Here is a 16,037-nt window from a genome sequence, read left to right as displayed (position 1 = left end):
AGGGGGCAATAAGTGAGCCTGCTGCTTTATTTATGGGCAGAAAATTGCCACATCTGAGCATGATGATCTGCAATGGAGCACAGAGAAAAGAGGGTGGAAGTATTCATGGAGGAGCAGTAAAACACGGCTGGCGATCACCAGCCGTGGGCGCAATGACATCAGAATTAACGACGTACCGCGATAGCTTCGATTTCGATTTTGACATCTTTTGGCAGACGGGCGACTTCAACACATGAACGCGCCGGGAAGGGTGCATTGTGCTCATTGAAGAAGGTTTCGTAAGTGGCGTTAACTGTACTGAAATCATTCAAATCTTTCACGAATACCGTGGTTTTCACGATATCGGCCACTTTCAGGCCAGCCGCTTCGACGATAGCTTTCACATTTTCCAGTGACTGACGTGCCTGAGCTGAAACATCATCAGCCACCAGACCGGTTTTAGGGTCAACCGGGATCTGGCCGGAAGTGAAGATCATGCTGCCCAAATCAACACCTTGGACATAAGGGCCAATGGCGGCAGGGGCAAGTTCAGTGCTGATAATGCGTGACATGGTGACTCCTGGTTTACGTGATGCAGAAAAGATATACCCGCTATCTTTCAAGTGGCAGGTGTGTTGGCTGCATCATGAAATCTATCGGGTATAATTATCGCTACTATTATAAAGCTGGGATGAATAACGGCAACCCGCACGCACTAAGTTTGCTACGGGTCACCGTGTTAATTTGCTTACAGCTTGCCATCCATTTACAACACTTCATCCGCTTGCAGCACCACTTGATGATCGAACTCTTTCTCGCAATATTGGCACTTCAGGTGGATCTCGCCCAATTTGGCCTTCACTTTGAAGCTGGAGTCGACTGGCTCATTGTGGCTGATGCAGTTACTGTTCGGGCAGGTGAGAACGCCGTCGATCTGCTCTGGCAGGCTGAGGGTGAGTTTCTTCACCACTTCGTAGTTATCGATGCGGTTGACGGTCGCGTCTGGGGCATACATCGCCAATTGGTTGGCTTGTTGCTCAGTCAGAAAGGTATTTTCTATTTTAATCAGGTCCTTACGCCCTGAGCGTTTGGATGGCAAATTCAAGCCGATGGTAATACGCTGATCCGTCGCCGTCAGTTTGAATAGCGATAGCAATTTGAACCCGATTTGCGCCGGAATATGGTCAATCACGGTGCCACATTTAATCGCTTCAACCTGTAGTTTGTAATCCTGAGTCATGTTCAATTCTCCCTCAAAGAGCCAATTCAGCGTTTAAGACCAGTGCCAGCAGCGCCTGACGTGCAAAAATCCCATTCCCCGCCTGTTGGAAATAGTAGGCGTAAGGCGTTTTATCGACATCGGTGGTGATTTCATCAATGCGTGGCAGTGGGTGCAGCACTTTGAGATTATCCCGTGCGCCATTCAAATCCGCTGCGCGTAGAACAAATTGTGCTTTGACATTGGCGTATTCTGACGGGTCAAGGCGCTCTTTTTGTACGCGGGTCATGTAGAGAATATCCAGATCCGCGACCACTTCTTCGATGCTTTCGTGCAGGCTATATTCGATCCCTTTTTCGTCCAACATTTGCAGGATATAGGCGGGCATTGCCAGCGCATCGGGGGCGATAAAGAAGAAGCGATTGCCGTCGAATTTTGCCAGCGCTTGCGTCAGGGAGTGCACGGTACGGCCATATTTCAGGTCACCGACCATGGCGATATTGATGTTATCCAGTCGCCCTTGGGTTTCCTGAATGGTGAATAAGTCGAGCAAAGTTTGCGTTGGATGCTGGTTTGCACCGTCACCGGCATTGACCACCGGTACATTGCCGGAGAATTGTGCCGCCAGTCGGGCTGCGCCCTCCTGTGGGTGACGCATGACGATGGCATCCACATAGGTGCTGATCACCGACACGGTATCGGCCAGTGTCTCGCCTTTCTTGCCTAGCGACGTATTGCTGCTGTCAGAGAAACCGACCACGGATGCGCCCAGACGATGAATCGAGGTTTCGAATGACAGACGGGTGCGGGTTGAAGCTTCGAAAAAGCAACTGGCGATCACTTTATGTTTTAACAGCTCAGGTTGCGGATGGTTCTTCAGGCTGGCGGCAGTACGTAGCACCAGTTCCAGGTCATCGCGACATAAGTCATTAATTGAGATGATATGCTTGTGATACAACGGGTTGGCCATTTTTCGCTCTCCTCTGTGACTGCCCGTGGTCGCGGGCTCTTAATTGGTTTTAATGTGGTTGATGTAAAATTCGGCCCGATCGATAGACAAAAAAAAGCCCCTCAATGAGGGGCCTGACAGGATCGGTTTAGCAACGGGAGAAACCACGGCAGTTTGCTGCCTGCTGGCTGGCCATTTTGTCGGCCATCAATCGGGTCATTTTCAACAAAACGACGATGTTGAGCGAAATCTAAGCAGCTTTTCATCATATCTCCCGGCAAATTGTGGCGAATTATACTCGCGTGCCATTTCTCTGCAAGGGGCAAAAGCCGCATTTTTTATGATTAGCAAACGATTACCCAGTATATTTTGATTTCAAATATCTTAAGTTAGGGTATGTGCTGGTTATGTTTGTTTAGATGTTATTTGTTCAGTGACTGGCTCGGTTGTTAAAGCTGTGGCTTGCGTGATCACATCGACTGAACCCTTAATCCTCGTCAAATCCCGAATTGAACAGTTCAATCACCGCACTTAGCGCCTGAATCTCATCAGGGCCGGTCGCTTCAACCTCAATCTGACGGCCTTTCGCCGAGTCCAGCATCAGCAGTGCAATCACACTGCTGGCTTCAGCTTCAGTTCCACTGTCATTACGTAACATCACTTCTGCATCAAAACTCTGAACCAGCTCGAACAATTTCATTGCGGGTCTGGCGTGCATCCCCAACTTGTTCTTGATCTCAACGGTCTGTTTGACGGTCATTGTTTACGTTTTTCCAGAGTACGGTGGCGTGATTGGACATTTTTGCCACGAGCGCGGAAATAATCTGCCAATTGTTCAGCAACATAGACCGAGCGGTGCTTGCCGCCGGTACAACCAATAGCCACCGTCAGATAACTGCGATTATTGGTTTCCAGCATGGGCAGCCACTGTTCCAGATAGCTGCGCGTCTGGTAAACAAAGTTGTGTACTTCGGTATGGCGATCAAGGAAGGAGATTACAGGTTTGTCCAGACCGGTCATCGGGCGTAGTTTCGGGTCCCAGTGTGGGTTCGGCAGGAAACGTACGTCGAAAACATAATCTGCATCAATGGGAATCCCGTGCTTGAAGCCAAATGACTCAAACACCATCGTCAGTTCGCGCTCACGTTTACCCAACAAGCGGGTACGCAGCATCTCAGCTAACTCGTGCACTGACATTTCAGAGGTATCGATAACCAGATCAGCCCGTGAGCGCAGAGGCTCCAGCAGGCTACTCTCTTCATCGATAGCACTTTCTAGTGACAGATTTTTCGCTGAGAGTGGGTGTAAGCGACGGGTATCACTGTAGCGACGAATCAAGGTATTGCGATCAGCATCCAAAAACAGCAACTGTGGTGAGAAGCTGTCCGGTAGTTGAGTCATGGCGTGTTCAAATACCTCAGGAGATTCCGGCATATTGCGCACGTCTATGCTCACCGCCACTGAGATATTCATACTGGCAAGTGTGTTTGCCAATTGCGGCAGCAGAACCACGGGCAAGTTATCGACACAGTAAAAGCCCATATCTTCCAATGCGCGTAAAGCAACAGACTTCCCTGAACCGGAACGGCCGCTGACAATCATCAGCACCATGTGAGTGACTCCCCTTGGTATCTCTTTGGCGCTCATCGCCACTATTATGAATCGACATTCCGGCTATAACAGCCGGATCTGCGAATCGACCCGTGCTGCTAAGGCACCCTTTACCTGTTTACGCTGTTTCTGGCGGTAATTCCGTAATGATCTGATAAAGCTCATCATCACTCTGTGCAGCACGTAGGCGGCGACACACTGTTTTATCAGCTAATCGCTTGGCCACTAAAGACAAAGTGTGTAAGTGAGTTTTACATTGATCTGCCGGAACCAACAAGGCAAATAATAGATCAACAGGTTGATTATCAATAGCATCGAAGGCAATGGGTTGTTCCAAGCGGATAAATACACCCACGGCGCGCAGCGTATCTTCCTCCAGCTTGCCATGAGGTATCGCGATGCCACTACCAATGCCGGTACTGCCCATGCGTTCGCGGGTCAATACAGCATCGAAAACGACCTGTGAAGGCAGGTTTAGCTGTTTGGCAGCCAACTCGCTGATAATTTCCAAAGCCCGTTTTTTACTTGCGCAATGTACGGCGCTTTTGGTGCACTCGATATTTAATACCGAGCTTAATTGCAATGCTGGATCGTTGATCATCTCATCTTTCACTTAAGCGCTGTTTTAAGCCTGATCCCGCGGCGATTTATGCTGCGGGATCAGGTTATGTAGCGCGTATAGAACCTTATACCTTTCGCCCGTGGAGTCGCAGTGAACACCTCTACAACTCCACGTACTTTGGGTATAGCTACAAGGATTCTTAATGTTGTTTCAATTTATCTTTATGCTTGTTCAACTGGCGGGCCAGTTTATCAACCAAAATATCAATCGCGGCGTACATATCTTCCTGCTCTGAACTCGCGTGCAACTCGCCTCCATTCACATGCACCGTGGCTTCTGCAATTTGTTTTACTTTTTCGACACTTAAAACCACGTACACTTGGTTAATGCGATCAAAATATTGCTCAAGTTTGGCAAATTTAGTGGTAACAAACTCGCGTAATGCTTCGGTTATTTCAACATGATGTCCGGTAATATTGAGCTGCATAGTGTCTTCCTTCTCAGTTCAGGTCAAACCAACTGTTTACGTTGATTTGACGGCGGGATGGATAACGACTCTCGGTACTTCGCGACGGTTCGCCGTGCCACCATGATGCCTTGTTCACATAATAGTGTGGTCAGTTTACTGTCGCTAAGGGGTTTGGCAGGATTTTCTGCCGCAACCAATTTTTTCACCAGTGCACGAATTGCGGTGGAAGAGGCTTCGCCTCCGCTCTCGGTATTGACGTGACTGGAGAAGAAATATTTCAGCTCGAAAATCCCCCGAGGGCTGTGCAGGAACTTCTGCGTAGTCACGCGGGAGATTGTCGATTCATGCATATCAACGGCTTGGGCAATATCAGCCAGTACCATGGGTTTCATAAACTCAGGCCCATTTTCAAAAAATGCTACCTGCTGCTCTACAATACAACGCGCAACCTTCAGCAGCGTTTCATTGCGGCTTTCAAGGCTTTTTATCAACCATTTTGCTTCTTGCAGATTGCTGCGGATAAACTGCCCGTCGCTATCATTGCGGGTATTGCTACCCATTGCAGCATAGTGTTGATTAATTTTTAGGCGTGGAATGCTATCGGCATTTAGCTCGACCGTCCATTGATCTTTGTCTTTGCGAACTAAAACATCGGGAATGACATACTCAGATTCGCCGGTATTGATCGACTGGCCCGGTCGCGGGTCCAGTGATTGAATCAGGGCGATCGCTTCCTTAAGTGTATCTTCTTTTAACCGACTTAAGCGGATCATTGTGCGGAAATCATGGTTGCCTAGCAAATCCAGATAATCGCTAACGACCAAGCGCGCTTCGGCAAGATAAGGGGTATCTTTGGCATATTGCGATAGTTGCACCAGCAGACATTCGCGTAGGTTGCGTGCTGCTACACCAATAGGATCAAAGTGCTGTATCCGCTTGAGTACGGCTTCAACTTCGTCCAGCGCGATGCTCTCGTCGCCCATGCTTTCCAGGATATCTTCCAGCGGAACGGTGAGGTAGCCGGTTTCATCAACCGCATCGACGATGGAGGTCGCGATGGCAGCATCGGTCTCAGAGAAGGGGGTCAAATCCACCTGCCACATGAGGTAGTCTTGCAGCGTTTGGGTGGTTTCACCCTGGTAGACTGGCAACTCATCATCACTGTAATCGTTGCCCATTCCTGATGGCGTACCTGCGGTGTAGATCTCATCCCAGGTGGCATCCAGTGGCAACTCTTCTGGCATATCTTTTTGTTCCAGCGCTTCGCGGGTATCAAGGGATTCGCTGTCTACCGTTTCTTTGGCATCTATCTCTTCATGAAGATCCGTTTGCTCAAGCAGGGGGTTGCTCTCCAGCGCTAACTGAATCTCCTGCTGGAGTTCAAGTGTAGAAAGTTGCAACAGACGAATAGCCTGTTGAAGCTGCGGAGTCATTGCCAGTTGTTGGCTGAACTTGAGTTGCAAACCTTGCTTCATAATGCGGTATCAATTTTCCTTAATGGCCGAAAACAATCTTGCGATACATCTTGGGAGAAGATTAGAGACGGAACTCTTCACCCAGATAGACACGTTTAACTTGTTCGTCAGCCAAAATTTCCTGTGGTGTGCCGTGAGCGATTAAGTGCCCTTGGCTTACAATATAAGCCCGCTCACAAACGTCTAACGTTTCACGCACGTTATGGTCGGTAATCAGTACACCAAGACCACTGTCGCGCAGATGTTCGATAATTTTTTTGATATCAATAACAGAAATTGGGTCAACCCCAGCAAATGGCTCATCCAGCAGAATAAACTTAGGATTTGCCGCCAATGCGCGGGCAATTTCAACCCGGCGGCGTTCACCACCAGAGAGTGATTGCCCCAGACTGTCACGCAGATGGGTGATATGAAACTCTTCCATCAACTCATCAGCCCGTTCTTGACGCTGTTCTGCAGTGAGGTCTTTACGGATTTCTAGCACCGCCATCAGGTTATTAAATACACTCAGGCGGCGGAAGATGGAGGCTTCTTGCGGTAAATAACCAATGCCGCGACGAGCGCGTTCATGGAGAGGCAAGAGGCTGATATCTTCGTCATCAATCACAATGCGCCCGGCGTCACGCTGGACAATGCCGACGACCATATAAAAAGTGGTGGTCTTACCTGCGCCGTTTGGCCCAAGCAGACCCACAATCTCACCGGACTTTACACTCAGGCTAACGTCTTCGACCACTTTACGGCCTTTGTACGCCTTAGCCAGCTTTTCTGCGATTAATGTTGCCATAAATGATTACTTACTCTTCTTTTGGCCTGAAGCTGCTGGCCCTTTGTCTTGTAATTGGGACGGTAATAGTACGGTTGTGACGCGATTGCCTTTGTCACTGAAGGCTTCCATCTGCTGTTTTTTCACCAGATAAGTGATGCGATCACCTTTGATATTGCTATCAAGTTGCTCCAGATAAGCATTGCCAGTCAACACCACAAAATCATTTGCGACTTCGTAACGCAATTTTTGACCATGGCCTTTGACGGGCTTACCGCTGTCTTGCATCTGGTAGAAGGTGACTGGGTTACCATAACCTTCGATGACCATTTTGCTCTGATCACCGCCAGGACGGGTCACCACCACTTTATCCGCTTTAATCTCGATGGTGCCTTGCTTGATAATGACGTTGTCGGTGAAGGTGATGGTATTCGCCTGCATATCCAACGCTTGCTTGGCTGAATCAACTTTGACGGGCTGATCAGTATCACCCGTTAAAGCCAGAGCGGGCAGACTTGCGGCCAAAAGTGAACTGGCAAGCAAAAGATGGCGCATTTTATTTTTGGATTTCATAAGAGGTTTTAACCTTTTCAATCAGCTCGGCGGTTTTGTCCCGCAAGTTCCCACGCATTTTCATGCCGTTAGACGTGAATCCAACACCAAAGAGGGTAACTTCATCGTCTGAGGATACATCCTGAGTGATCAAATTAACCTGGGCGTTATCAGTTTTAATTTTTTGCAATTGTGCATCTGGAGTCAGGCTATCGACCTCAACATGACCATACAAATAAAGCATTTTATCATTGGTCAGCTTGGCGCGGTCGGCCCGAACTGTCCAGGTGGCAACCGCATTATCACCAAACATCGTCATGACCGGTTTGGTAAACCACGTCAGCTCCTGAGTGTTGAAATTTTGCACGTCTTCCGCGACCAATTTATAACTTAACTGCCCGACCGGATTAAACACCACGGTCACAGTATGCTGGCTTTGCGAAGAGGGCTCATTATTATCAGCCACGGGTTGCGCGTCCTGCTGGTTAAAACCGGACATATTCCAGCCAATCAATGCCAAAACAATCAATGCCAGGGATAGGGTTATCCATAGTCTTGTTTTACTCATATCGACAATCCTTTGGCACCGTCGAGTTTATCTTGGGCCAATAATATCAAATCACATACCTCGCGTACCGCACCGCGCCCGCCATTGATTTGCGTCACATAATGCGCTTTGGGAAGCAGTAACGGATGGGCGTCGGCCACCGCGACAGATAATCCCACTTGCGCCATGACTGGCCAATCAATCAGGTCATCGCCAATATAAGCTACCTGTTCAGGCTGGCAGTTGACTGCTTGCAACAATTCGTTATAGGCGACCAGCTTATCAGATTGCCCTTGATAAAGGTGGGTAATGCCTAAGGTGTTAGCGCGGTCTTCCAGTAATTTAGCGCGGCGGCCGGTAATAATCGCTACTTCAATGCCTGAGGTTATCAGGCAGCGGATACCATAGCCATCGCGCACGTTGAATGCTTTCAGCTCTTCGCCCTGATTACCCATGTAAATCAGGCCATCGGACATCACGCCATCCACATCACAGATTAGCAGGCGAATGTTGGCCGCGCGTTGCATGACGCTCTCAGCGATGGGGCCGTAACATGTGTCCAAATAGACGGTGCTGCTCATAATTTATCCTTTGTTAAACGACACCGGCTCTGAGCATGTCGTGCATATGCACCACGCCGAGCAGTTGCTCACCGTTAGCCACCAACACTGCCGTAATATGACGTGACTCCATCAGGTTGAGCGCATCCACCGCCAACATGGTCGGGCTAACCCGAATACCGCCGCTGGTCATCACGTCGGCGATTTTCGCATTATTCAAATCAACGCCCATATCGAATACCCGGCGCAAGTCACCGTCGGTAAAGATACCCTTAATCATCATCAGATCGTCACAGATGACGGTTAAACCCAGATTCTTCCGAGTAATCTCCAGTAATGCATCGCGCAATGAAGCATCAGGGCTGACGTGCGGGATCTCTGCGCCAGTGTGCATGATATCGCTGATTCGTAACAGCAACTTGCGCCCAAGTGCTCCGCCCGGATGGGAGAGGGCAAAATCTTCTTGGGTGAACCCGCGCGCCTGTAACAATGCCACGGCGAGAGCATCACCCATCACCAACGTGGCGGTGGTACTGGTGGTGGGGGCCAGACCCAGCGGGCAAGCTTCTTGCGGAACTTTGATGCACAAGTGAATATCGGCGGCTTTACCCATGGTGCTGTCAGGGTTTTTGCTCATGCAGATCAGCTTAATTTTCTGGCGCTTGAGTACCGGGATCAACGCGAGAATCTCGTTTGACTCGCCTGAATTGGAGATAGCCAAGACGATATCTTGCGGTGTGACCATGCCCAGGTCGCCATGGCTGGCTTCTGCGGGATGGACGAAAAAGGCAGGCGTACCTGTGCTGGCAAAGGTCGCCGCAATTTTGCAGCCAATATGGCCTGATTTACCCATCCCCATCACCACAACTTTGCCATGGCAATTAAATATGGCTTCGCAGGCGTTGGCGAAATCGTCATTAATGTATTGATCGAGCTGTGCCAGTCCTTCGCGCTCAATGCGTAATACCTGTTTACCCGCCTGCTGAAAATCCATTCTTGGTTGCGAATCAAAAGAAGACATACTTGGTTCCCGTGCGCAGCATTGTTTATGTTACGCCACACTAAAAGGGGCGAAGAACAGCACCGCAAGATAAGCGATAAACCCACATAATAACAGAGCACCTGCCATATGGCCGATTCGATGTTTACGGCCCAGACAAAGAATCGTAAATATCACACTGACACCAAGCATCACCCAATAATCCCGCTGGAAAGCTTCAGGGTTAATATCACCGGGGGAGAGCAGTGCAGGTACACCTAAGACAATCACAATATTAAAAATGTTCGATCCGATGATATTACCCACCGCCATATCATCTTCCCCTTTCAACGCGCCAGCGATGAAGGTAGCCAGTTCCGGCAAACTGGTGCCGATAGCAATCACGGTCAACCCAATCACCAGCTCACTGACGCCCGCGACCCGAGCAATGACTGTCGCGTTATCGATAATCATTTTGGCTGACAGCGGTAAGATAATGAAGGCCAGCACCAGCCACAATAAGGCCACGGTCGTGCTGCTGTCCTGCGGCAACTCAGCCAACTGTTCGCGGGTCAGGATATCATTTCCCTCCGCATGGGCCAGTCGCGCAATTTTAAGCATCAGGACAATAAATGCCGCCGCCGCCAGCAGTAAAATAATCCCATCCCCACGGCTGAGATGATTATCGGCCAACAGGAAGCCACACAGCACCGTGACCACCAACATTAAGGGTAACTCCCGGCGCAAAATCTCTGAGCGCACAGTCAACGGGCGTATTAAGGCCGCTCCCCCCACAATTAGCAGCAGGTTGGTAATATTGGAGCCCAGCACATTGCCGACCGCCATATCGGTTTGATTATTGAGGGCCGCAGTCACCGAAACAATCAACTCCGGTAGCGATGTGCCGATCCCCACAATGGTCATCCCGATAATAAGCGGCGGGATACCGAAAGAGCGGGATAACACCGCAGCGCCGTAGACTAATCGATCGGCGCCATACACTAATAAGACTAAACCAACGATTAATAGTGTTATCGCAAGAAACATGCAGAGTCCTTTATTAGGTATAATCCCGATCCATTGGCTGCTGGTAACAGATAGCCCGTTGGCAAAAAATGGCTGACAATAGGTTTTCACGCTTATTTTTGCTTAGGTTCTAATTTTGACTGTGAGAGCCAGAAAAGTAAAACTTATGGCAACTTTGGCCACGAAAAAGCGGTAATAAATTGCCAAACTACTTCCCAATTGCGCTCGTTGCCGCCATTTGATGTAGCATTGGCGGCTGGATGAGTAATAAAAGGCTCAAGGGACGAATGATAATGAATCAAATGGCGTCGAATTTGATAGAGATCCATGGGATGAGTTTCACCCGTGGTGAGCGCCCGATATTCGCCGATATCAATATGACGGTCCCGCGCGGCAAAGTGACGGCGATTATGGGGCCTTCAGGTATTGGTAAAACCACGCTGCTGCGGATAATTGGTGGGCAACTGACACCGGATAGCGGCGAAATCTGGTTTGATGGTGATAATATTCCGGCGCTTTCACGTCAGCGTTTGTATGATGTGCGCAAGAAAATGAGCATGTTATTCCAATCCGGGGCGCTATTTACCGATTTAACCGTATTCGAAAATGTGGCTTTTCCACTGCGCGAACATAGCCGTTTGCCGGAAGAGTTGCTGCACAGCACGGTGATGATGAAGCTGGAAGCGGTGGGGCTACGCGGGGCGGCCAATCTGATGCCCGCTGAGCTTTCTGGCGGTATGGCACGCCGTGCGGCATTGGCGCGGGCGATTGCTCTCGATCCTGAGTTGATTATGTTTGATGAGCCGTTTGTCGGTCAGGACCCTATTACCATGGGGGTCCTGGTAAAACTGATTGATGAGCTGAATCATGCGCTGGGCGTCACCTGTGTGGTGGTTTCCCATGATGTACCCGAAGTGCTCAGTATTGCTGATTATGCCTATATTGTTGCAGATCAGCATGTTATTGCTGAAGGAACACCTGAACAGTTGCAAGCCAACGACGATATGCGGGTGCGCCAGTTCCTCGATGGTATTGCTGACGGGCCGGTGCCTTTCCGTTTCCCCGCTGGGGATTATAAAACCGAGCTATTAGAGCCAAGATAATTGGAGTTGCAGTTAGCACCACGGCAACTTCAAGAATGAAGGGTATAGGTTGATGGAGTATTCATGTTAGTCGAATCGTTAGCGTCTTTAGGTCGCCGAGGCATTAATGTCTGCGCCTCCTTTGGTCGCGCAGGTTTAATGCTGTTCAATGCCCTCATTGGGCGGCCTGAACCGCGAAAACAGTGGCCACTATTGGTCAAACAGCTGTATAGCGTCGGGGTGCAATCCCTGCTGATTATTGTGGTTTCCGGCCTGTTTATCGGCATGGTACTGGGGTTGCAGGGCTTCTTGATCCTGACCACCTACAGCGCGGAAGCCAGCCTCGGCATGATGGTGTCACTGTCACTGCTACGTGAGCTGGGACCAGTGGTAACGGCACTGCTGTTCGCGGGTCGCGCCGGTTCTGCCTTGACCGCCGAGATCGGCCTGATGAAAGCCACGGAGCAGATCTCCAGTCTGGAAATGATGGCTATCGATCCGCTGCGGCGGGTGGTCGCTCCTCGATTCTGGGCGGGTCTGATCAGCATGCCATTATTGACCGCGATTTTTGTTGCTGTCGGTATCTGGGGTGGCTCGGTAGTCGGTGTTGACTGGAAAGGGATCGACGGCGGTTTCTTCTGGTCGGCGATGCAGAATGCAGTTGAGTGGCGTACAGATTTACTGAATTGCCTGATTAAGAGTCTGGTATTTGCCATTACCGTGACCTGGATTGCGCTGTTCAATGGTTATGATGCGATCCCAACGTCTGAAGGGATTAGCCGGGCAACGACCCGTACCGTGGTGCATTCGTCGCTGGCGGTATTGGGATTAGATTTTGTGCTGACAGCACTGATGTTTGGGAACTGAGTCGATGCAAACGAAGAGAAGTGAAGTCTGGGTAGGCGCGTTTATACTGATTGCTATACTGGCAGTTATCTTCCTCTGCCTCAAAGTTGCAGATATTAAATCCGTGGGTAATCAGCCAACTTACCGGATTTACGCAAATTTTGACAATATTGGTGGCCTGAAAACCAATTCGCCGGTCAAGATTGGCGGCGTGGTGGTTGGGAGGGTGGCCGATATTACTCTGGATACCAAAAACTACAGCCCTCGTGTGGCGATCGATATTCAGCAGCGCTATAACCATATCCCAGATACCAGTTCACTGGCGGTCCGTACATCTGGTTTGTTAGGTGAGCAGTTCCTGGCGCTGAATGTCGGTTTTGAAGATCCGGACATGGGCACCAGTATTCTGAAAGAGGGTGGCATCATTCAAGACACCAAATCAGCCTTGGTTCTGGAAGATCTTATCGGCCAGTTCTTGTACAAAAGTGGCGGGGATGGTAATTCTGGTGCGCCAGCGAGTGATCCAGCAGCAGCGGTTGGAGCACCAACACCGGCAGCAAATGGTAGCTTGCCTGCAACTCAACAGCCATAAAAGGGTATCTGAATGTTTAAACGTTTACTTATGGTCGCATTGCTGGTGGTTGCCCCACTGGCGAATGCTGTCGATCAAACCAACCCGTACCGTCTGATGGATGAAGCGGCGCAAAGAACATTCACGCGCCTGAAAACTGAACAACCTAAGATCAAACAAAACCCAGACTATTTACGCACCATCGTACGTGAAGAGTTGTTGCCATTCGTTCAGATCAAGTATGCCGGCGCACTGGTACTTGGCAGCTATTATAAGACGGCAACGCCTGCGCAACGTGAAGCTTACTTCAATGCCTTCAGCCAATATCTGGAACAGGCATATGGTCAGGCATTGGCGTTGTACCACGGCCAAACTTACGACGTTGCACCAGACCAACCACTGGGTGATGCCAATATCGTGGCTATCCGTGTGACTATCCTTGATCCCAATGGTCGCCCGCCGGTGCGCTTAGATTTTCAATGGCGTAAAAATAGCCAAACGGGTCATTGGCAGGCGTTTGATATGATAGCCGAAGGGGTTAGCATGATCAGCACCAAGCAAAATGAGTGGGCTTCCATTCTGCGTCAGAAAGGTGTGGATGGCTTGACTCAACAGCTGCTGATTGCGGCGAAACAGCCGATTACCTTAGATAAGCAATAATGATGGCAAATGAACTGAGCTGGCACTCCCAGCAGGAAACGCTGGTACTGCAAGGTGAGTTGGATCGTGAAACGCTGTTGCCTCTTTGGCAGCAGCGCGAAGCATTGCTGGCGGATAAAACCTATATTGATGTCAGCCAATTACAGCGTGTCGATTCATCCGGTTTGGCATTACTGGTGCACTTTCGTGAACTGCGAAGCAAGCAGGGTGTCTCACTCACCATTACCGGTGTCAGTGATCGGTTGTCGACCCTGATTGAGCTGTACAACCTTCGGGATATCATCCCGGTAGAAGCAGCCACTTCGGTGGAAACCGCTATCCCAGCCGAAAAAACCAGCACGTAGCAAGCGGAATTAAGGTGGCGAGCTTTTGTGTCACCTATTTCCAAAACAAAAAACTAAAGTTTTTAAGCCCCTGAATATAATTATGTGACAGGGGCTTTTCTTTAGTTTCGGAGCTCGCCGTATTCCACTAATATGTTTGGCTGGCTATGCTCCTCTTAAAACCATGATCCTCATAAAATAGAAAGAATCTTATGGATACTAACGAAATTAAAGACGTGTTGATGCGAGCATTGGCACTACAAGAAGCGCATGTTACCGGTGATGGTAGCCACTTTCAGGTGATTGTGGTCGGTGAGTTGTTTGCCGACATGAGCCGGGTGAAAAAACAGCAGGCTGTGTATGCGCCTTTGATGGAATATATCGCTGATAACCGTATTCATGCCTTATCGATTAAGGCCTATACGCCGCAAGAGTGGCAGCGGGATCGCAAGCTAAACGGCTTTTAATACTGTTGGCTGGTGGACTGTTTAGCGCTATCGAAACAGTTCTAAGGCGGGCAGTGAATTCGAATTTGACAACAGAGAGTGGTCACAATGGATAAGTTTCGTGTGCAGGGGCGGACTCGCCTAAGCGGTGAAGTCACTATTTCCGGCGCGAAAAACGCCGCATTGCCAATATTATTTGCTGCGTTATTAGCTGAAGAACCGGTAGAACTGCAAAATGTCCCAAAGCTAAAAGACATTGATACCACGATTAAGCTGCTCGGCCAATTAGGCACCAAGATTGAACGGGATAGCTCGGGTTCCGTTTTTGTTGATGCTCGTGATGTAAATGAGTTTTGCGCACCTTATGATTTAGTCAAAACCATGCGTGCCTCTATTTGGGCGCTGGGGCCACTGGTAGCTCGTTTTGGTAAAGGGCAGGTCTCTTTGCCCGGCGGTTGTGCTATCGGCGCGCGTCCGGTTGATTTGCATATCACCGGTTTAGAACAGCTGGGTGCTGAAATAAAGCTGGAAGAGGGCTACGTGAAAGCCTCCGTCAATGGCCGCCTGAAAGGCGCGCATATCGTGATGGACAAAGTGAGCGTTGGCGCAACAGTGACCATTATGAGTGCTGCGACTTTGGCTGAAGGCACCACAGTGATTGAAAACGCAGCCCGTGAGCCTGAAATTGTCGATACCGCGAATTTCCTGAATACACTGGGTGCTAAAATCAGCGGCGCAGGGACTGACCGTATTACCATCGAGGGCGTTGCGCGCTTAGGTGGTGGTGTCTATCGTGTACTGCCTGACCGCATTGAAACCGGTACTTTCCTGGTTGCTGCGGCTATCTCTGGCGGTAAAGTTGTCTGTCGTCAGACTCGCCCTGATACGCTGGATGCTGTATTGGCTAAGCTCCGCGAAGCAGGCGCTGATATTGAAGTTGGTGATGACTGGATCAGCATCGACATGCATGGGCAGCGGCCTAAAGCGGTGACAATCCGCACCGCGCCACACCCTGGCTTTCCAACGGATATGCAGGCCCAGTTCAGCTTGTTGAACCTAGTGGCGGAAGGGACGGGCGTTATCACCGAAACTATCTTCGAAAATCGTTTCATGCACGTACCTGAGCTGATTCGCATGGGCGCACATGCTGAAATCGAGAGCAATACCGTGATCTGTTATGGTGTTGAGCAACTGTCCGGTGCTCAGGTGATGGCCACTGATCTACGTGCTTCTGCTAGTTTGGTATTGGCGGGTTGTATCGCTGACGGGGTAACTATCGTTGACCGTATCTATCATATCGACCGTGGCTACGAACGTATCGAAGATAAACTGCGTGCGCTGGGTGCCAAAATTGAGCGCGTGAAGGGCGAGTAAATTTTCGCTAAATCAGACCAATAAAAATGCCAGCTTATTGT

21 protein-coding genes are annotated in these 16,037 nt (G+C 49.7%); 7 read left to right on the top strand and 14 right to left on the bottom strand.

Annotated features, from left to right (window positions below; all coding sequences use genetic code 11):
- Positions 1 to 164: 164 nt before the first annotated feature.
- The 14 genes from ridA to ACZ76_RS06645 form a co-directional block, all read right to left on the bottom strand.
- A complete protein-coding gene (ridA, locus tag ACZ76_RS06710; RefSeq protein WP_048617937.1) occupies positions 165 to 551 on the bottom strand; it encodes a 2-iminobutanoate/2-iminopropanoate deaminase in 387 nt (128 codons plus the stop codon).
- Positions 552 to 745: 194 nt separating this feature from the next.
- Positions 746 to 1,219 carry an aspartate carbamoyltransferase regulatory subunit gene (gene pyrI, locus ACZ76_RS06705; RefSeq protein ID WP_048617935.1) on the bottom strand — a complete coding sequence of 158 codons (474 nt, stop codon included), beginning with the start codon at positions 1,217 to 1,219 and terminating at the stop codon, positions 746 to 748.
- A 13-nt stretch (positions 1,220 to 1,232) separates the two neighbouring features.
- Complete coding sequence (gene pyrB, locus ACZ76_RS06700; RefSeq protein ID WP_048617934.1) at positions 1,233 to 2,168, bottom strand: aspartate carbamoyltransferase; 936 nt, start codon at positions 2,166 to 2,168, stop codon at positions 1,233 to 1,235.
- Between the two features lie 466 nt (positions 2,169 to 2,634).
- On the bottom strand, positions 2,635 to 2,907 hold the full coding sequence (npr, locus tag ACZ76_RS06695) for a PTS phosphocarrier protein NPr (RefSeq protein WP_048617932.1): 273 nt from the start codon (positions 2,905 to 2,907) through the stop codon (positions 2,635 to 2,637).
- A complete protein-coding gene (gene rapZ, locus ACZ76_RS06690) occupies positions 2,904 to 3,758 on the bottom strand; it encodes an RNase adapter RapZ (RefSeq protein WP_048617930.1) in 855 nt (284 codons plus the stop codon). The genes npr and rapZ overlap by 4 nt, the downstream gene beginning before the upstream one ends.
- 118 nt (positions 3,759 to 3,876) lie before the next feature.
- On the bottom strand, positions 3,877 to 4,359 hold the full coding sequence (gene ptsN / locus ACZ76_RS06685) for a PTS IIA-like nitrogen regulatory protein PtsN (protein WP_048620221.1): 483 nt from the start codon (positions 4,357 to 4,359) through the stop codon (positions 3,877 to 3,879).
- Between the two features lie 160 nt (positions 4,360 to 4,519).
- Entirely contained in the window at positions 4,520 to 4,807 is a 288-nt protein-coding gene (gene hpf, locus ACZ76_RS06680; RefSeq protein ID WP_004392031.1) for a ribosome hibernation promoting factor, read from the bottom strand.
- A gap of 23 nt (positions 4,808 to 4,830) precedes the next feature.
- A complete protein-coding gene (gene rpoN / locus ACZ76_RS06675) occupies positions 4,831 to 6,264 on the bottom strand; it encodes an RNA polymerase factor sigma-54 (RefSeq protein ID WP_048617928.1) in 1,434 nt (477 codons plus the stop codon).
- A 61-nt stretch (positions 6,265 to 6,325) separates the two neighbouring features.
- A complete protein-coding gene (gene lptB / locus ACZ76_RS06670; protein ID WP_005276593.1) occupies positions 6,326 to 7,051 on the bottom strand; it encodes an LPS export ABC transporter ATP-binding protein in 726 nt (241 codons plus the stop codon).
- A gap of 6 nt (positions 7,052 to 7,057) precedes the next feature.
- Complete coding sequence (gene lptA, locus ACZ76_RS06665) at positions 7,058 to 7,603, bottom strand: lipopolysaccharide ABC transporter substrate-binding protein LptA (protein WP_048617926.1); 546 nt, start codon at positions 7,601 to 7,603, stop codon at positions 7,058 to 7,060.
- Entirely contained in the window at positions 7,587 to 8,150 is a 564-nt protein-coding gene (gene lptC / locus ACZ76_RS06660) for an LPS export ABC transporter periplasmic protein LptC (RefSeq protein ID WP_048617924.1), read from the bottom strand. Before lptC ends, lptA begins: the two co-directional genes overlap by 17 nt.
- Entirely contained in the window at positions 8,147 to 8,710 is a 564-nt protein-coding gene (gene kdsC / locus ACZ76_RS06655; RefSeq protein WP_048617922.1) for a 3-deoxy-manno-octulosonate-8-phosphatase KdsC, read from the bottom strand. The genes lptC and kdsC overlap by 4 nt, the downstream gene beginning before the upstream one ends.
- Before the next feature lie 13 nt (positions 8,711 to 8,723).
- Positions 8,724 to 9,710: an arabinose-5-phosphate isomerase KdsD gene (kdsD, locus tag ACZ76_RS06650; protein ID WP_048617920.1), complete on the bottom strand. Its 987-nt coding sequence runs from the start codon at positions 9,708 to 9,710 to the stop codon at positions 8,724 to 8,726.
- Between the two features lie 30 nt (positions 9,711 to 9,740).
- A complete protein-coding gene (locus ACZ76_RS06645) occupies positions 9,741 to 10,715 on the bottom strand; it encodes a calcium/sodium antiporter (protein ID WP_048617919.1) in 975 nt (324 codons plus the stop codon).
- Between the two features lie 272 nt (positions 10,716 to 10,987).
- On the opposite strand from ACZ76_RS06645, the gene mlaF reads away from it, so the two are divergent.
- The 7 genes from mlaF (at position 10,988) to murA (ending at position 15,996) form a co-directional block, all read left to right on the top strand.
- Positions 10,988 to 11,797: a phospholipid ABC transporter ATP-binding protein MlaF gene (gene mlaF, locus ACZ76_RS06640; protein WP_048617917.1), complete on the top strand. Its 810-nt coding sequence runs from the start codon at positions 10,988 to 10,990 to the stop codon at positions 11,795 to 11,797.
- Positions 11,798 to 11,860: 63 nt separating this feature from the next.
- Positions 11,861 to 12,643 (top strand): lipid asymmetry maintenance ABC transporter permease subunit MlaE, encoded by a 783-nt coding sequence (gene mlaE, locus ACZ76_RS06635; protein WP_048617915.1) that lies wholly within the window; start codon positions 11,861 to 11,863, stop codon positions 12,641 to 12,643.
- A 4-nt stretch (positions 12,644 to 12,647) separates the two neighbouring features.
- On the top strand, positions 12,648 to 13,214 hold the full coding sequence (mlaD, locus tag ACZ76_RS06630; RefSeq protein ID WP_048617913.1) for an outer membrane lipid asymmetry maintenance protein MlaD: 567 nt from the start codon (positions 12,648 to 12,650) through the stop codon (positions 13,212 to 13,214).
- A 12-nt stretch (positions 13,215 to 13,226) separates the two neighbouring features.
- Positions 13,227 to 13,853 (top strand): phospholipid-binding protein MlaC, encoded by a 627-nt coding sequence (gene mlaC, locus ACZ76_RS06625; protein WP_048617911.1) that lies wholly within the window; start codon positions 13,227 to 13,229, stop codon positions 13,851 to 13,853.
- A gap of 2 nt (positions 13,854 to 13,855) precedes the next feature.
- The gene (gene mlaB / locus ACZ76_RS06620; protein ID WP_048617909.1) at positions 13,856 to 14,197 is read left to right on the top strand and encodes a lipid asymmetry maintenance protein MlaB; all 342 of its coding nucleotides are present in this window, start codon (positions 13,856 to 13,858) and stop codon (positions 14,195 to 14,197) included.
- A 191-nt stretch (positions 14,198 to 14,388) separates the two neighbouring features.
- Positions 14,389 to 14,643: a BolA family iron metabolism protein IbaG gene (ibaG, locus tag ACZ76_RS06615; RefSeq protein WP_005276613.1), complete on the top strand. Its 255-nt coding sequence runs from the start codon at positions 14,389 to 14,391 to the stop codon at positions 14,641 to 14,643.
- A gap of 87 nt (positions 14,644 to 14,730) precedes the next feature.
- Entirely contained in the window at positions 14,731 to 15,996 is a 1,266-nt protein-coding gene (gene murA / locus ACZ76_RS06610; protein ID WP_048617907.1) for a UDP-N-acetylglucosamine 1-carboxyvinyltransferase, read from the top strand.
- Positions 15,997 to 16,037 lie beyond the last annotated feature (41 nt).

Origin of the sequence: Yersinia aleksiciae, assembly GCF_001047675.1 — a bacterium.
GTDB lineage: Bacteria > Pseudomonadota > Gammaproteobacteria > Enterobacterales > Enterobacteriaceae > Yersinia > Yersinia aleksiciae.
Note: the sequence above shows the minus strand (reverse complement) of the source record. Positions and strands in the feature narration are given on the sequence as shown.

What these genes read in the sequence shown, in the direction of transcription:
- mlaF (WP_048617917.1), top strand. Translation starts at nt 10,988, where the DNA reads ATGAATCAAATGGCGTCGAATTTGATAGAGATCCATGGGATGAGTTTC.
- rapZ (WP_048617930.1), bottom strand. Translation starts at nt 3,758, where the DNA reads ATGGTGCTGATGATTGTCAGCGGCCGTTCCGGTTCAGGGAAGTCTGTT.
- ACZ76_RS06645 (WP_048617919.1), bottom strand. Translation starts at nt 10,715, where the DNA reads ATGTTTCTTGCGATAACACTATTAATCGTTGGTTTAGTCTTATTAGTG.
- hpf (WP_004392031.1), bottom strand. Translation starts at nt 4,807, where the DNA reads ATGCAGCTCAATATTACCGGACATCATGTTGAAATAACCGAAGCATTA.
- kdsD (WP_048617920.1), bottom strand. Translation starts at nt 9,710, where the DNA reads ATGTCTTCTTTTGATTCGCAACCAAGAATGGATTTTCAGCAGGCGGGT.
- ridA (WP_048617937.1), bottom strand. Translation starts at nt 551, where the DNA reads ATGTCACGCATTATCAGCACTGAACTTGCCCCTGCCGCCATTGGCCCT.
- mlaB (WP_048617909.1), top strand. Translation starts at nt 13,856, where the DNA reads ATGGCAAATGAACTGAGCTGGCACTCCCAGCAGGAAACGCTGGTACTG.
- ibaG (WP_005276613.1), top strand. Translation starts at nt 14,389, where the DNA reads ATGGATACTAACGAAATTAAAGACGTGTTGATGCGAGCATTGGCACTA.
- mlaE (WP_048617915.1), top strand. Translation starts at nt 11,861, where the DNA reads ATGTTAGTCGAATCGTTAGCGTCTTTAGGTCGCCGAGGCATTAATGTC.
- mlaD (WP_048617913.1), top strand. Translation starts at nt 12,648, where the DNA reads ATGCAAACGAAGAGAAGTGAAGTCTGGGTAGGCGCGTTTATACTGATT.
- lptA (WP_048617926.1), bottom strand. Translation starts at nt 7,603, where the DNA reads ATGAAATCCAAAAATAAAATGCGCCATCTTTTGCTTGCCAGTTCACTT.
- npr (WP_048617932.1), bottom strand. Translation starts at nt 2,907, where the DNA reads ATGACCGTCAAACAGACCGTTGAGATCAAGAACAAGTTGGGGATGCAC.
- mlaC (WP_048617911.1), top strand. Translation starts at nt 13,227, where the DNA reads ATGTTTAAACGTTTACTTATGGTCGCATTGCTGGTGGTTGCCCCACTG.
- lptC (WP_048617924.1), bottom strand. Translation starts at nt 8,150, where the DNA reads ATGAGTAAAACAAGACTATGGATAACCCTATCCCTGGCATTGATTGTT.
- lptB (WP_005276593.1), bottom strand. Translation starts at nt 7,051, where the DNA reads ATGGCAACATTAATCGCAGAAAAGCTGGCTAAGGCGTACAAAGGCCGT.
- pyrB (WP_048617934.1), bottom strand. Translation starts at nt 2,168, where the DNA reads ATGGCCAACCCGTTGTATCACAAGCATATCATCTCAATTAATGACTTA.
- kdsC (WP_048617922.1), bottom strand. Translation starts at nt 8,710, where the DNA reads ATGAGCAGCACCGTCTATTTGGACACATGTTACGGCCCCATCGCTGAG.
- pyrI (WP_048617935.1), bottom strand. Translation starts at nt 1,219, where the DNA reads ATGACTCAGGATTACAAACTACAGGTTGAAGCGATTAAATGTGGCACC.
- murA (WP_048617907.1), top strand. Translation starts at nt 14,731, where the DNA reads ATGGATAAGTTTCGTGTGCAGGGGCGGACTCGCCTAAGCGGTGAAGTC.
- ptsN (WP_048620221.1), bottom strand. Translation starts at nt 4,359, where the DNA reads ATGATCAACGATCCAGCATTGCAATTAAGCTCGGTATTAAATATCGAG.
- rpoN (WP_048617928.1), bottom strand. Translation starts at nt 6,264, where the DNA reads ATGAAGCAAGGTTTGCAACTCAAGTTCAGCCAACAACTGGCAATGACT.